Annotated in this window: 12 protein-coding genes; 3 read left to right on the forward strand and 9 right to left on the reverse strand. The window is 73.3% G+C overall.

Annotation, left to right across the window (positions count from 1 at the left end):
* Nucleotides 1–165 precede the first annotated feature (165 nt).
* From hflX to miaA, 6 genes are all read right to left on the reverse strand, one after another.
* Nucleotides 166–1674, reverse strand: coding sequence for a GTPase HflX (gene hflX / locus ABTY62_RS27560; RefSeq protein WP_352132090.1), 1509 nt, complete (start codon nucleotides 1672–1674; stop codon nucleotides 166–168).
* Between the two features lie 26 nt (nucleotides 1675–1700).
* On the reverse strand, nucleotides 1701–3335 hold the full coding sequence (locus ABTY62_RS27565; protein WP_352132091.1) for a M1 family metallopeptidase: 1635 nt from the start codon (nucleotides 3333–3335) through the stop codon (nucleotides 1701–1703).
* 90 nt (nucleotides 3336–3425) lie between these two features.
* Nucleotides 3426–5615, reverse strand: coding sequence for a RelA/SpoT family protein (locus ABTY62_RS27570; protein WP_352132092.1), 2190 nt, complete (start codon nucleotides 5613–5615; stop codon nucleotides 3426–3428).
* Between the two features lie 136 nt (nucleotides 5616–5751).
* Nucleotides 5752–6666 (reverse strand): diaminopimelate epimerase, encoded by a 915-nt coding sequence (dapF, locus tag ABTY62_RS27575; RefSeq protein WP_352132093.1) that lies wholly within the window; start codon nucleotides 6664–6666, stop codon nucleotides 5752–5754.
* A gap of 112 nt (nucleotides 6667–6778) precedes the next feature.
* Nucleotides 6779–7306: a hypothetical protein gene (locus ABTY62_RS27580; protein ID WP_311723807.1), complete on the reverse strand. Its 528-nt coding sequence runs from the start codon at nucleotides 7304–7306 to the stop codon at nucleotides 6779–6781.
* 107 nt (nucleotides 7307–7413) lie between these two features.
* Entirely contained in the window at nucleotides 7414–8352 is a 939-nt protein-coding gene (gene miaA, locus ABTY62_RS27585; protein WP_352132094.1) for a tRNA (adenosine(37)-N6)-dimethylallyltransferase MiaA, read from the reverse strand.
* A gap of 120 nt (nucleotides 8353–8472) precedes the next feature.
* Here miaA and ABTY62_RS27590 point away from each other — a divergent pair, with 120 nt between their 5' ends.
* On the forward strand, nucleotides 8473–8799 hold the full coding sequence (locus tag ABTY62_RS27590) for a hypothetical protein (RefSeq protein ID WP_352132095.1): 327 nt from the start codon (nucleotides 8473–8475) through the stop codon (nucleotides 8797–8799).
* 24 nt (nucleotides 8800–8823) lie between these two features.
* Nucleotides 8824–9078 (forward strand): antitoxin, encoded by a 255-nt coding sequence (locus ABTY62_RS27595; protein ID WP_352132096.1) that lies wholly within the window; start codon nucleotides 8824–8826, stop codon nucleotides 9076–9078.
* Nucleotides 9079–9159: 81 nt separating this feature from the next.
* Here ABTY62_RS27595 and ABTY62_RS27600 read toward each other — a convergent pair whose 3' ends face one another.
* On the reverse strand, nucleotides 9160–9894 hold the full coding sequence (locus ABTY62_RS27600; RefSeq protein ID WP_352132097.1) for a class III extradiol dioxygenase subunit B-like domain-containing protein: 735 nt from the start codon (nucleotides 9892–9894) through the stop codon (nucleotides 9160–9162).
* A gap of 128 nt (nucleotides 9895–10022) precedes the next feature.
* Nucleotides 10023–11534, reverse strand: coding sequence for a tRNA (N6-isopentenyl adenosine(37)-C2)-methylthiotransferase MiaB (gene miaB / locus ABTY62_RS27605; RefSeq protein ID WP_352132098.1), 1512 nt, complete (start codon nucleotides 11532–11534; stop codon nucleotides 10023–10025).
* A 127-nt stretch (nucleotides 11535–11661) separates the two neighbouring features.
* On the opposite strand from miaB, the gene ABTY62_RS27610 reads away from it, so the two are divergent.
* Entirely contained in the window at nucleotides 11662–12660 is a 999-nt protein-coding gene (locus ABTY62_RS27610) for a TAXI family TRAP transporter solute-binding subunit (protein WP_352132099.1), read from the forward strand.
* Nucleotides 12661–12727: 67 nt separating this feature from the next.
* Here ABTY62_RS27610 and ABTY62_RS27615 read toward each other — a convergent pair whose 3' ends face one another.
* Nucleotides 12728–14134 carry a sensor histidine kinase gene (locus ABTY62_RS27615; RefSeq protein WP_352132100.1) on the reverse strand — a complete coding sequence of 469 codons (1407 nt, stop codon included), beginning with the start codon at nucleotides 14132–14134 and terminating at the stop codon, nucleotides 12728–12730.
* Nucleotides 14135–14144: the final 10 nt, after the last annotated feature.

Raw genomic sequence — 14144 nt, forward strand, 5'->3', positions numbered from 1 at the left:
GCCAGGAGAACCATCCGGCCGTGCCGGAACGAAGGGCGCGGCGGTCGGCCCTGGCCGGCCGCCGCGCCCCGCACACCCCGCGAGGGCCCGCGCGCCCTCGGCGCGTACGACGAAGGCCCGCCCCCGGTCTCCCGGAGGCGGGCCTTCGTCGTGGAAGGGGTGTGGCTAGCCCTGCGAGGGGGTGGCCGTGGGTACGTACCGCCGCAGCTCGGCGGCCAGTTCCTCGTGCACCAGGGCCTTGAGCAGCGTGCCCTCCGCGGTGTGCTCCTCGGAGAGCACCTCGCCATCGGCATGCGTGCGCGAGACCAGCTTGCCCTGGGTGTACGGCACCAGCGCCTCGATCTCGACCTGAGGCCGCGGCAGCTCGGCGTCGATCAGCCCGAGCAGCTCGTCGATGCCCTGCCCCGTACGGGCCGACACCGCGATGGCGCGCTTCTCGAGGCGCAGCAGCCGCTGGAGCACCAGCGGATCCGCCATGTCCGCCTTGTTGACCACCACGATCTCGGGCACGTCGACCGCGCCCACATCGCGGATCACCTCGCGCACGGCGGCCAGCTGCTCCTCCGGCATCGGGTGCGAGCCGTCCACCACATGGACGATCAGATCGGCGTCGCCGACCTCCTCCATGGTGGAGCGGAACGCCTCGACCAGGTGGTGCGGCAGATGCCGCACAAAGCCGACGGTGTCCGCGAGGGTGTACAGCCGCCCGCTGGGCGTCTCGGCCCGGCGCACAGTCGGGTCCAGGGTGGCGAACAGTGCGTTCTCCACCAGAACACCCGCGCCGGTGAGCCGGTTGAGCAGCGAGGACTTCCCCGCGTTGGTGTATCCGGCGATGGCGACCGAGGGCACCCGGTGTCGCTTGCGCTCCTGCCGCTTGATGTCGCGGCCGGTCTTCATCTCCGCGATCTCCCGGCGCATCTTCGCCATCTTCTCGCGGATACGGCGCCGGTCGGTCTCGATCTTGGTCTCACCGGGGCCTCGGGTGGCCATACCGCCGCCCGCCGCTCCGGAGCCACCGCCACCCATCTGCCGGGACAGCGACTGACCCCAGCCGCGCAGCCGCGGCAGCATGTACTGCATCTGGGCCAGCGAGACCTGCGCCTTGCCCTCTCGGGACTTGGCGTGCTGGGCGAAGATGTCGAGGATCAGGGCGGTGCGGTCCACCACCTTGACCTTGACGATGTCCTCCAGGTGGATCAGCTGGCCGGGGCTCAGCTCACCGTCGCACACCACCGTGTCGGCGCCGGTCTCGATCACGATGTCGCGCAGCTCCTGGGCCTTGCCCGAGCCGATGTAGGTGGCCGGATCCGGCTTGTCGCGCCGCTGGATGACCCCGTCGAGCACGAGGGCGCCCGCGGTCTCAGCGAGCGCGGCCAGCTCCGCCAGGGAGTTCTCCGTGTCCTGCACCGTGCCGGACGTCCAGACGCCGACCAGCACCACGCGCTCCAGGCGCAGCTGCCGGTACTCGACTTCGGTGACGTCTTCCAGCTCGGTGGACAGGCCCACGACGCGGCGCAGCGCGGCCCGCTCGGATCGGTCGTACTGGTCGCCGTCACGCTCCTCGTCGATCTCGTGACTCCAGGCGACGTCCTCTCCCATCAGGGCGTCGGCCCGAAGGCTCTCGGCGAAGGCGAAGCGCTGCCGGTCCTGCGGAAGGGAAGAGGAGTGGGTCAAATCGATCCTTACGTCGTTGGGTGCTGTCACCGTCGACAACGCGTGGCGGACCCGGAGGATTCCCGGCCGCCGGCCGCTGCGCCGACCCGTCGATGGTCGCACGCGGCGGCCGGGCCGTCACCCGGGTTTCCGCCGGCTTTCGCCATGGTTTCCCCCTGGGCCGCGGCGTCGGACTTCCAGTCGGGGTGCCCGGGCATCTTCGGCGTCGTCCTCCCGTACAGCCAGGGCCACAGGAAGCCGGACAGGTCGCGGCCCGCCACCTCCGACGCCAGCCGGATGAAGTCCGCGGTCGAGGCCACCCCGTCGCGGTACCGGTGCGTCCAGCGCCGCTCCAGCCGCTCGAACGCCGCTCGCCCGATCCGCTGCCGCAGCGCGTACAGGACCAGGGCGCTGCCGTCGTAGACGACCGGGCGGAAGATACCGATCTGGTGGTCTTCGTCGGACGGCAGGGGGGCGGCGGGCGGGCCGCCGGAGGCGCGCCAGGCGTCGGACTGCCGGTAGGCGAGGCGCATCCGCTTCTCGAGCGGCAGCTTTCCGCGCTCGTCCCCGTACAGCGCCTCGTACCAGGTGGCATGGCCCTCGTTGAGCCACAGGTCGGACCAGCGGCGCGGGCTGACGCTGTCGCCGAACCACTGGTGCGCCAGCTCGTGCACCATGATCGACTCGATGTACCAGGAGGGCAGTCCGGAGGTGGTGAACAGGCCGCTCTCGAAGAGGGAGAGGGTCTGGGTCTCCAGCTCGAAGCCGGTCGTGGCCCTGGCGATGAGCAACCCGTACGTCTCGAAGGGGTAGGGGCCGACTTTCCTCTCCATCCACTCCAGCTGTGCCGGTGTGCGCGCGAGCCACTTGGCCAGGCGCTCGCGGTCCACCGCGGGCACGACGTCGCGCACCGGCATCCCGCCGGGGCCGGTGCGGTGCAGAACGGCCGAACGGCCGATGGAGATCTGCGCCAGCTCGGTGGCCATGGGGTGGGCGAGGCCGTACCGCCAGGTGATGTCGTCGCCCTTCTGGGTGCGCCCGAGCGGCAGCCCGTTCGCGACGACCGTGAGGCGCTTGGGGGCGGTGACGCGGAAGGTGAAGCGCGCCTTGTCGGAGGGGTGGTCGTTGCAGGGGAAGACGCGGTGCGCGGCGTCGGCCTGGTTGGCCATCGCCAGGCCGTCGTGGGTGCGGACCCAGCCGCCGCCGCTGCCGCCCGGGTCGCTGGTGTGCCTGACGGTGACCCGGAACCGGGCGCCGCGGTGGACGGGCCGGCCCGGGGTGATGACGAGGTCCTCCCCGGCGCCGGTGAACAGGGCGGGCCTGCCGTCGACCCGCACCGAGCGCACATCGCCGTGGGCGAAGTCGAGGTTGAAGGTGGGCAGCGGCGCGGTGGCGCGGGCCGTGAGGGTGGTGATGGCGTCAAGCGGCCGGTCGTTGCCGTGGTAGCGCAGCGCGATGTCGTATGACGCGACGTCGTAGCCGGGGTTGCCGAGATACGGGAAGAGCCGGTCGCCGATGCCCCGGGGGACCGGGGGCGGCGCGGGCGCCGAGGACACCGGCCCCGCGGCCGAGGACGGGCAGATCGCGACGAGGGCGGCGGTCAGCGCGGCGGCCGCGGCGGCGGTCCTGCGACGTCGTGCGCGCCGGGCCGGCGAGGGGCGTCCCCTCGGGGAAGACAGCATGATCTACGGCTATCAACGCCCGGACGACCGCGCCGGGCGGCGCGGCCCAACTCCACCCGAATGGGGGTTCGGGCCGTGGCTCCGGCCCGTTCAGGACCGCGCCGCCGCCATCCGCCGGCCCGCCCGCGTCACGTCGTAGACCCCGGGCACATCGCGCATGGCGCGCATCAGCGTCGGCAGCCGCCCGGGGTCGGGCAGCTGGAGCGTGTACGTATGGCGGACGCGCTGCTCGCGGGGCGGCTCGACGGCGGCCGAGACCACGGCTGCGCCCTCGGCGGCGATGGCCTCGGTGAGGTCGGCCAGCAGGCGGGGTCTGCTGAACGCCTCGGCCAGGAGGGTCACGCGGTAGTCGCCCCCGTCGCCCTCCTCCCCCTCCAGCCAGCGCACCCCGACCGTGCTCCGCCCGGCCGCCGTCATACGGGCCACCGCGGGGCACTGCTCGCGGTGCACGGTGACGGCCCCGCCGCGCACCGCGAAGCCGATGACCGCGTCCGGCGGCACGGGGGTGCAGCAGCCGGCCAGTCGCACGGCCGCGCCGGGCAGGTCCGCGGCGATGCCGGTGGCGACCGCCTCCCGCACCGCGGCCCCACCGGACGCGCCGCCACCGGACGCGCCGCCCCCGGCGGCCCCGGCCGGGTCCTCGGCCGGTGCGGGGCCCGGGCCGGTGGCCGGCTGGGGCTGCTGCCGCTCCGGGTTGGCCGCGAGCCAGCGGCTGATGGCAATGCGCGCGGCTGGCGTACGGGCGTGGTCGAGCCACTCGGGCGAGGGCCCCGAGGAGGCGGCGTCCCGGGTGTCGCGCGCCATGAGCAGCTGAAGCATGTCGCCGTCGCGCAGCACGGTGCTCAGCGTCGCGATACGGCCGTTGACCCTGGCGCCGATGCAGTCGTGGGCGGCCTCGCCGTACTGGGCGTACGCGGCGTCCACACAGCTGGCCCCCGCGGGCAGGCCCAGCGTGCCGCCGTCGGCCCGGAAGACGGTGATCTCCCGGTCCTGGGCGAGCTCGGCGCGCAGCGAGGACCAGAACGTGTCGGGGTCGGGGGTGGCGCTCTGCCAGGCCAGCAGCCGCGACAGCCAGCCGGGGCGGGTGGGGTCGGCGCGCTCGCCGTCGGGCGAGTCGGCGGCCTCCGCCGGCGCGTTCGGCGCGTAGGGATTGCCGAGGGCGATCACCCCGGCCTCGGCGACCTGGTGCATCTGGTGGGTGCGGATGAGGACTTCGGCGACCTCGCCGTCGCGCCCGGCCACCGCCGTGTGCAGCGACTGGTACAGGTTGAACTTGGGGACCGCGATGAAGTCCTTGAACTCCGAGATGACCGGGGTGAAGCAGGTGTGCAGCTCGCCGAGGACCGCGTAGCAGTCCGCGTCCTCCGAGACGAGGACGAGCAGCCGGCCGAGGTCGGAGCCGGTCAGCTCGCCGCGCTTGAGGCCCACCCGGTAGACGGATACGAAGTGCCGGGGGCGGACGAGGACTTCGGCGGCGATGCCCGCCTCGTGCAGCACGGCACGTACGTCCTCGGCGGCGCGGGCGAGCGGGTCCGGGCGGCCCGCGTGCTCCAGGAGGAGCTCGCGGGTGCGGGCGTACTCCGCGGGGTGGAGGATGGCGAAGACCAGGTCCTCCAGCTCGGTCTTGAGCGCCTGTACGCCCAGCCGCTCGGCGAGCGGAATCAGCACATCGCGGGTGACCTTGGCGATGCGGGCCTGTTTCTCGGGGCGCATCACACCGAGGGTGCGCATGTTGTGCAGGCGGTCGGCGAGCTTGATGGACATCACGCGCACGTCGTTGCCGGTGGCGACCAGCATCTTGCGGAACGTCTCGGGCTCGGCCGCCGCGCCGTAGTCGACCTTCTCCAACTTGGTGACGCCGTCGACGAGATAGCGGACCTCCTCGCCGAACTGATCGCCCACCTGATCGAGCGTCACATCGGTGTCCTCGACCGTGTCGTGGAGGAGTGACGCCGTCAAGGTCGTGGTCTCGGCGCCCAGTTCGGCGAGGATGAGGGTGACCGCGAGCGGATGGGTGATGTACGGCTCGCCGCTCTTGCGCATCTGGCCGCGGTGCGAGGACTCGGCGAGCACATACGCCTGGCGCAGTACGTCGAGATCGGCTCCGGGGTGGTGGGCCCGGTGCACCTTGGCCACATGCTCGATCGCGTCGGGCAGGCGGCCGCGGGCGGGCGAGCCCAACAGCGCGGCCCTGCTGAACCTGCGGAGATTGCGCAGGTCGATGCGCGGGAGGCCGCGCCTGCGGCCGAGAGCGGCGTGGTCGGTGGCCTCTGCGCTCATGGGCACCTCCGGCGGCGTCGAGCGTCAACCGGCGTGGGCACTCCCCCTGGGCCGGTGCTTGATGCTACCGAGCCCATCACGCACGGCCGACCGGCTCTCGCCCAGAGTGAAATGGATCACCCATTGGGGTGAACTGTCAGGCGACGGCCGTGTCCAGCCACGCGGGGTCGATCTCGCCCTCGGCGACGATCACGGCCGGGCCGGTCATCTCCACCGTACCGTCCGGGAGTTCGCTGATCACCAGGCGTCCGCCGGGGACGTCCACGGTGTAGGTGACGGGGTGGCCCTCGGCCGCGGGGTCCGCTCCGTCCCTGCGGGCGGCGGCCACCATCACGGCGCAGGCGCCGGTGCCGCAGGAGCGGGTCTCGCCGGAGCCGCGCTCATGCACCCGCATCGCCACATGGCGCGGGCCGCGGTCGACCACGAACTCGACGTTGGTGCCGTGCGGATACGCGGAGCCGGGGGTCACCCCGGGGGCGTCGAGCAGGCGCCCCGCCTGGCCGAGGTCGTCGACGAACGCGACCGCGTGCGGGTTGCCCATGTCCACGTGGCGGGCGGGCCAGCTGTGCTCGCCGACGGTGACCGTGATCGGGCCGTCGGGGCCGGGCTCGGGCAGCAGGGCCTTGCCCATCCGGACGGTGATCGCCCCGCCGGGGCCTTCGGCGCCGCCGGGGCCGTCCTTGGCGATATGGACGCGGCGCACTCCGGCGCGGGTGGCGACCGCGAGATCGCCGGGCTCGACGAGCCCGGCCCGCTCCAGATAGCGGGCGAAGACGCGGACTCCGTTGCCGCACATCTCGGCGACGCTGCCGTCGCTGTTGCGGTAGTCCATGAACCACTCGGCCTCGTCGGCCATGGCCCGCGCCTCGGGGTGCGCCGAGGACCGTACGACGCGGATCAGCCCGTCACCGCCGATGCCGGCCCGGCGGTCGCAGATGCGGACGACGGCGGCCGGGGACAGCTCGAGCCGGCCGTCCGGGTCGGGGACGATGACGAAGTCGTTCTCGGTGCCGTGGCCCTTGAGGAAGGTCGGCCGGGGCGCGTCGTTCATCCCTCGATCCTACGGGGCGCCCGGAACGAGCGCTCCGAGAGGGCTCGCCACCAGCGGTGACCACGAGCGGGGCGCCACCGGCGGTGACCGGCGGAGGCGCCACCGGCGGGGATCAGCGCAGGCGGGCCACGCGCCAGATGGTGAGGGTGGCCAGCACCGCCACCACCGCCACGTACAGCAGGATGAACCGCCAGTCGGGGCGGCGCCCGGAGCCCCGGGGCGGCAGCCCCGGCCAGGTGTAGCCCACGCGACGGGCGGCCATCAGGCCCCATCCGGCGGCGCAGCAGCTCAGCAGCAGCCCGAGCATGGCGACCACCGCCCCGCCGTCGCCGAACTCGAAGGCGAGCGGGAAGGCGAACATCAGCGAGCCCAGGATCGCGAGGCCGACGATCGGCGCGATCTGCCAGATCCGGAACCGGCGCGGCGGACGCAGCTCGCTGAAGGACTCACCGGGGGCGGGGAGCCCCTCGGTGCCGTCGTCGATGGCCGGGGCGCCGGGCTCGGCCGAGACCGCGTCGCCGCCAGGACCGTCGGAAGTGAGGTCCGGACCGTCGGAGGCGAGGTCAGGGCCGTCGGAGGTGAGCGGACCCGGGTCGCCGTGGGGCGACTGCTGCGATACGTCGCGAGGGCCGGCCTCCATCGCCACCCGCCCTCCCAACTCCTGAACAACAGCACGATCGGAGCTCGATGATGGCATGCCCGCACGGGCCGGTATGGCACACGGAGCGTCCCGATGCCATCACGTGATCAGGCTGTGACCGCCCGGTCCACCAACGCCAGCGCGTCGTGCAAAAGCTCCCCGCGGCGGGCGACCGCGCCGCTGAGCCAGTGGACGCGCGGGTCGCGCCGGAACCAGGAGTCCTGGCGTCGCGCGAACCGTTTGGTGGCCCGCACCGTCTCGGCCCGGGCCTGGTCCTCGCCGTACTCCCCGGCCAGCGCGGAGAGCACCTGCTGATAGCCCAGGGCGCGGGACGCGGTGCGGCCGTCGCGCAGCCCGGCGCCCTCCAAACGGCGCACCTCGTCCACGAGCCCGGCCTCCCACATCCGGTCCACGCGCACCGCGATCCGCTCGTCCAGCTCGGGGCGCTCGACGTCGACGCCGATCTGAAGGGTGTCGTAGACGGCCTCGTGGCCCGGCAGATTCGCGGTGAAGGGGCGGCCGGTGATCTCGATCACCTCGAGCGCCCGCACCACCCGCCGGCCGTTGCTGGGCAGGATCGCGCGAGCCGCCTCGGGGTCGGCGGCGGCGAGCCGGGCGTGCAGCGCACCGGAGCCGAGCTCCGCCAGTTCGGCCTCGAGCCGGGCCCGGGCGGCGGGGTCCGTGCCGGGGAACTCGAGGGCGTCGATCGCACCGCGGATGTAGAGCCCCGAGCCGCCGACCAGGACGGGGGTGCGGCCCTCCGAGAGCAGCCGGTCGATCTCGGCGCGGGCCAGCCGCTGGTACTCGGCGACGCTGGCGGTCCGGGTGACGTCCCAGATGTCCAGCAGCCGGTGCGGCACCCCTTGCCGCTCCTCCTCGGTCAGCTTGGCGGTGCCGATGTCCATGCCCCGGTAGAGCTGCATGGAGTCGGCGTTGACCACCTCGCCGCCGAGGTGGCGGGCGAGGGCGACGCCCAGGTCGGACTTTCCGGCCGCGGTGGGACCGACGACGGCGATGACGCTGGGTGGGGGGCCTGGGGTATTCACCGGACCAGTCTCGCAAACCCTGGACCGCCTACTCGAACGAGCTACGTGACGGGACACCTCCGGGGTCGTTGCCTGAGCGGCACGCGATATCGCCCGCACGAGTAGGGTATGGAGATAGTTATGGGTGTTTTTGATTGGTTTCGCCGAGGTCCCAAGGAGGCGAGCCGATCGCCCGAGGCGTCAACCGAGCAGGCCGAGGCCCACACCTCGGTGGACGGAGTGACGGCCGGCGCCGCTGACGAGGCGGGGCCGGAGCCCGCCGGGGCGGCTGCCCCGGCGGGCGAGGCCATCGGTATTCCGAAGCAGCAGTCCAAGCAGGAGGCCGATGCCGCGCGCGAGCCCGTGCGGGAGACTGAACAGGAGCCCACGCGGGAAGGCGGGCAGGAGGCCGTGCAGGAATCGCTCGGCGCCGCGGACAGCGAGACCGACGAGAGTGCCCGCAGATAGTCATTGACCGAGGGAAGGTGGCCCATGAGCGTGCTGGACAACCTCAAGGCCAAGGCCGGAGTCGTGAAGGACAAGGCCGCCGGCTTCACACGGCAGCACGAGGAGAAGATCGAGCGCGGCTTGGACAAGGCCGTCAAGACGGTCGACACCAAGACCAAGGGCAAGTACCGCGACAAGCTCGAGAACAGTGCGGACAAGGCCAAGGGCGCCCTCGGCCGCTTCTCCCACGGGCAAGAGGGCGGGGGCAAGGCCAAGGGCGACGAGCGGCCCAGCGCCTGAGCCCCTCCGGCGAACGGCCGCGGAGCGCCCGCTCCGCGGCCGCGCCCATGCCCGCTCTCGTACCTGCTCCCGCGAGGGCCGCTACGACCACATCGCGACGAAATACCCCACGCCGTACGGCGCTCCCTCATACCGCAACTCCCCCTTCAGCGCGGCCCCCTCGCCCGCGCCCGCGAGCACCTGCAGCGGCGCCCGGCCCGCCGCCTTCAGCTCGGCCGCCAGCTCCTCGTCCAGCGCGGCGAGCGCGGCGATGTCCGCCGCGCCCAGCGCCCGCGCCACCTCCGCGTCGAAGGCGGCCGCCCGGTCGTCGAGATAGCCCGGAGCCTTCAGCGTCCGGCACGCGCTGCCGTCGCCCATCACCAGCAGCGCGACCCGCTCGGCCTGTGCCGCCAGTTCCCTTCCGACTTCTCTACACCGCTCGGCCGCCAGAGGTTCCCCCACGCCCAGCCCCTCGACCGGCGCGGCCTGCCACCGCGCGCGCTCCAGCAGCCACGCGGCCACGGCCAGCGAGGGCGGCAGCGTCCGCTCGGAGGCCTCGGCCCCGGCTCCGGCTCCGGCCTCGCCCCAGCCGCCGAGCCGTACGTCCAGGTCCACCCCGAAGCCGCCGAACGACCCGGGCGTGCCCTGCGGGTGCGGGCCGCGCCCGTCGCGCTCCGCGGGCCCCACGACGATCAGCCGCTCCGGCCGCGCCGCGGCCAGCACCCCGACCGCGTCCAGGCACGCCGCGCGCAGCGCGTCCAGCTCACCGGCCGCCCCGGCGGCGACCTCGGGCACCAGCAGCGGTGGACAGGGGCAGACAGCGGCGGCGATCAGCATGATCGCCAGCCTATCCGGGGAGCTCGGGCCGGGGCGCCGAGTCCCACAGCAGCCCGGCCACCCGGAACCGCCGGCAGCCGTTGCCCGTCGCGGCCTCCGGCACCATCAGGAAGACGTCGCCGTCCCGCTCAGTCGCAGCCGCAGCCCGCGGCGGGCGCGGGGACCGGCGGCGGGGCGCCGACCGTCGGCAGGCCCAGCATCACGCCCGCGGGCTTCTTCTCCTCGGCCGCGTTGCGCCGCTCCCACGCGTCGCCCGCACGGGTGCGCCGCACGCCCTTGGCCGGGCCCTCGGCGAGCAGGTGGTGCGGTGCCGCGTAGGTGATGTCCACGGTGACGACATCCCCCGGACGGACGCTCTCCTCGGGCCGCGCGAAGTGGACGAGGCGGTTGTCGGGGGCGCGGCCGGACAGCCGCCGGGTGGCGCCGTCCTTACGGCCCTCGCCCTCCGCGACCAGCACCTCCACGGTCCGGCCGATCTGCTTCTTGTTCTCCTCCCAGGAGATCTCCTCCTGGAGGGCGACCAGCCGCTCGTAGCGCTCCTGGACGACGGCCTTCGGCACCTGCCCGTCCATCTCGGCGGCCGGCGTGCCGGGCCGCTTGGAGTACTGGAAGGTGAACGCCTGGGCGAAGCGCGCCTCGCGCACGACGTGCAGGGTCTGCTCGAAGTCGGCGTCGGTCTCGCCGGGGAAGCCGACGATGATGTCGGTCGAGATCGCGGCGTCCGGCATGGCGGCGCGCACCTTCTCGATGATCCCGAGGTAGCGCTCCTGCCGGTAGGAGCGGCGCATCGCCTTCAGCACGGTGTCCGAGCCGGACTGGAGCGGCATGTGCAGCTGGGGCATCACGTTGTCCGTCTCGGCCATGGCGGCGATGACGTCGTCCGTGAAGTCGCGCGGGTGCGGCGAGGTGAAGCGGACCCGCTCCAGGCCCGCCACCTTCCCGCAGGCGCGCAGCAGCTTGCTGAACGCCTCGCGGTCGCCGATGTCGGACCCGTACGCGTTCACGTTCTGGCCCAGCAGGGTGATCTCGCTGACGCCCTCGGCGACCAGCGCCTCCACCTCGGCGAGGATGTCGCCCGGACGGCGGTCCTTCTCCTTGCCGCGCAGCGCCGGGACGATGCAGAACGTGCAGGTGTTGTTGCAGCCGACGGAGATCGAGACCCACGCCGCGTACGCCGACTCGCGCCGCGTCGGAAGGGTGGAGGGGAAGGCCTCCAGGGACTCGGCGATCTCGACCTGGGCCTCTTCCTGGATCCGGGCGCGCTCCAGCAGCACCGGCAGGCTGCCGATGTTGTGCGTGCCGAAGACCACGTCGACCCAGGGAGCCTTCTTGACGATGGTGTCGCGGTCCTTCTGGGCCAGGCACCCGCCGACGGCGATCTGCATGCCCGGCCGCCCGGCCTTGATGGGCGCCAGCCGGCCGAGGTTGCCGTACAGCCTGTTGTCGGCGTTCTCCCGCACCGCGCAGGTGTTGAACACGACGACGTCGGCGAAGGCCTCGTCGCCCTCGCCCTCGGGCGCGCGGACATAGCCGGCCTCCTCCAAGAGGCCGGAAAGCCGCTCGGAGTCGTGGACGTTCATCTGGCACCCGTAGGTGCGCACCTCGTAGGTCTTCAAACCGGCTACCTCGCTGCTGCTCACCCATCCAGGGTAAGGGGCGGCGATCAGGCCACCGTGCCGAATCGGGAAGGCCGCGTTTGAGGCCGCATACGGCCACCGACGGCCCCCGCCTCCCCACAGGGCCGGAGGGACTGTCATGATCCTGCGCATGGCCGTCCGTCTTCCGCGCCTCGGTCGGCGCCGCGCGCTTCAGTCCGCCGCCGCCGGAGCCGTCGCGCTCGCTCTGCTCCTGTGGTGGCTGCTGCCGATCGGGGACGACGAGTCGCCCCACGGCCCGGTGACCTTCGCGACCGGAGTGCCCACCGGGGTCTACGAGACCTACGGCAAGATGCTGCGCCGCGACCTCGCCCGGGACCTCCCCGGCCTGGACGTGACGCTCCAGCGCAGCAAGGGGTCCCCGGACAACGTCCGGCGGCTCGCCGAGGGCCGGGCCACGTTCGCCATCGCCGCCACCGACGCGGTGGAGGCCTACCGCAAACAGGGCGGCAAGGGCGCCGAGCGGCTGCGCGCCTGCGCGCGGCTGTACGACGACTACATGCAACTGGTGGTGCCCAGGGGCTCCCGGGTGCGGTCCACCCGGGACCTCAAGAACCTGCGGGTCGGCGTCGGCGAGGACGACTCGGGTGTACAGCTGATCGCCAGGTCGCTGCTCAAGGCCGCCGGGCTCGACATGGACAAGAACGTCACGGCCGTGCGCGAGGGCATCGACCGGATGCCCGCCCTCCTGAAGGAGGGCAAGCTGGATGCCTTCTTCTGGTCCGGCGGACTGCCCACGACCGCCGTGCGCACCCTGGCCGAGGACTTCCCGATCCGGCTGGTCCAGCTCGGCGACCTCATCGGCCCGCTGCACAGCCAGGGCGGCGTGACCCGCTACTACCGGGCGGCGGCCGTGCCCGCCGACGCGTACGCGGACATGCGCCAGAAGGACGCCATCAAGACCATCGCGGTGCCGAACCTCCTGGTCACCACGGACCGGGTGGACCCCGCGCTCGCGGAGGCCGTCACCCGGACCGTGATAGAGAACCGGGACCGCATCGGCTCCAAGGTGCACGCGGCGCAGAAGGTGGACCTGCGCACCGCGATCTTCACCGACCCGCTGGAACTCCACGAGGGCGCGGCGCGCTACTACCGCTCGGTCAAGCCGTAGGGCCCACCGCCCACACCCGGCCCGCCCCTACTGCGACCCCCTACCGCGACGCCGTACCAGGGCCGGCCTAGTGCGGCCCGGTGCGCGGCACGGTGATGGTCACGCGCAGCCCGCACGGCTCGTTGGGGGCGTACTCGATGGAGGCGCCACCCGCGGCGAGCAGCGCCCGGGAGATCGACAGCCCGAGGCCTGAGCCGTTGATGTTCTGATGGCGGCCGCTGCGCCAGAAGCGGTCGCCGATGCGCGCGAGCTCGTCCTCGGTGAGGCCGGGGCCGCCGTCGGCGACGACTATGGCGACCGTGTCCCCGTCCGGCTGAGCGGAGACCCGCACGTCCGCGCCCGCCGGGGTGAACTTCAGCGCGTTGTCCACGACGGCGTCCAGCGCGCTGGACAGCGCCACCGGGTCGGCCCAGCCGGCCACGGCCGAGGGGCCCTCGTAGGAGAGGCGGACGCCTTCCCGCTCGGCGAGCGGGAGCCAGGCGTCGACCCGGTCGGCGGCGAGCTCGGCGATGTCAGTGAGCTTCAGGTCGGTGGTGGAGTGCTCGGCCAGGGCCAGGTCCAGGAGGTCGTCCAGGACCTGGGCGAGGCGCTTGCCCTCGGTGCGCACCGAGGCGATCTCCTCGTGGCCGTCGGGCAGGTCCAGGGCCAGCAGCTCGATGCGCAGCAGCAGCGCGGACAGCGGGTTGCGCAGCTGGTGGGAGGCGTCAGCGACGAACGCACGCTGCTGTTCGAGGACTTCCTCGACGTTGTCGGCCATCTCGTTGAAGGAGCGGGCCAGGCGGCGCAGCTCGGGCGGCCCGGAGGCGGCCGCGACGCGCGACTGCATACGCCCGGTGGCGATGTCGTGGGTGGCGGTGTCGAGGATCCGTACGGGCCTCAGCACCCAGCCGGTGAGCCGGAAGGCCGCCCCGACCGCCAGGAGCATCGCGGCGGCCTCCCCCACGACGATCACCAGCCACCCGTGCAGGGTGCGCGACCGCATCTGCCCGGTGGGCGAGTCGGTGACCACGACGGCCACCACGTCGCCGTCGCGCACCACGGGGGAGGCGACGGTGAGCCGGCCCCGCTGCCAGGGCCAGACCTGGTCCGGGTCATGGCTGCGACGGCCCTGGAGGGCCTCCTCGAACGCCTCGGCGCCGTCCCCGGCCTTGGGGAGCCGCCAGCCGTCGGGCGCCTGGGCCATGGGCTTGCCGCTCCGGTAGAAGACGCCGGCCCGGATGCCGTACAGGGCGTGATAGCGCCGGAGTTCGGCCTTCAGGGTGCTGAGCCGTTCGTCGTCCTCCGCGCTGGCGGCCGCGGCCGGCCCGGCCGTGACGAACTGCGCGAGCGCGGCGAACCGCGCGGTGTCATCGATCCGGTCGACGACCACGCGCTGCTGCTCGCGGGCGGCCACGCTGCCCGCGAGCGGAAAGCCGAGCGCGAGCAGCACGCCGGCCATGAGGACGATGAGGAGCGGGAGAAGTCGGGTGCGCACGGGGAGAAGT

This window comes from Streptomyces sp. NPDC097640 (assembly GCF_040302705.1).
GTDB lineage: Bacteria > Actinomycetota > Actinomycetes > Streptomycetales > Streptomycetaceae > Streptomyces.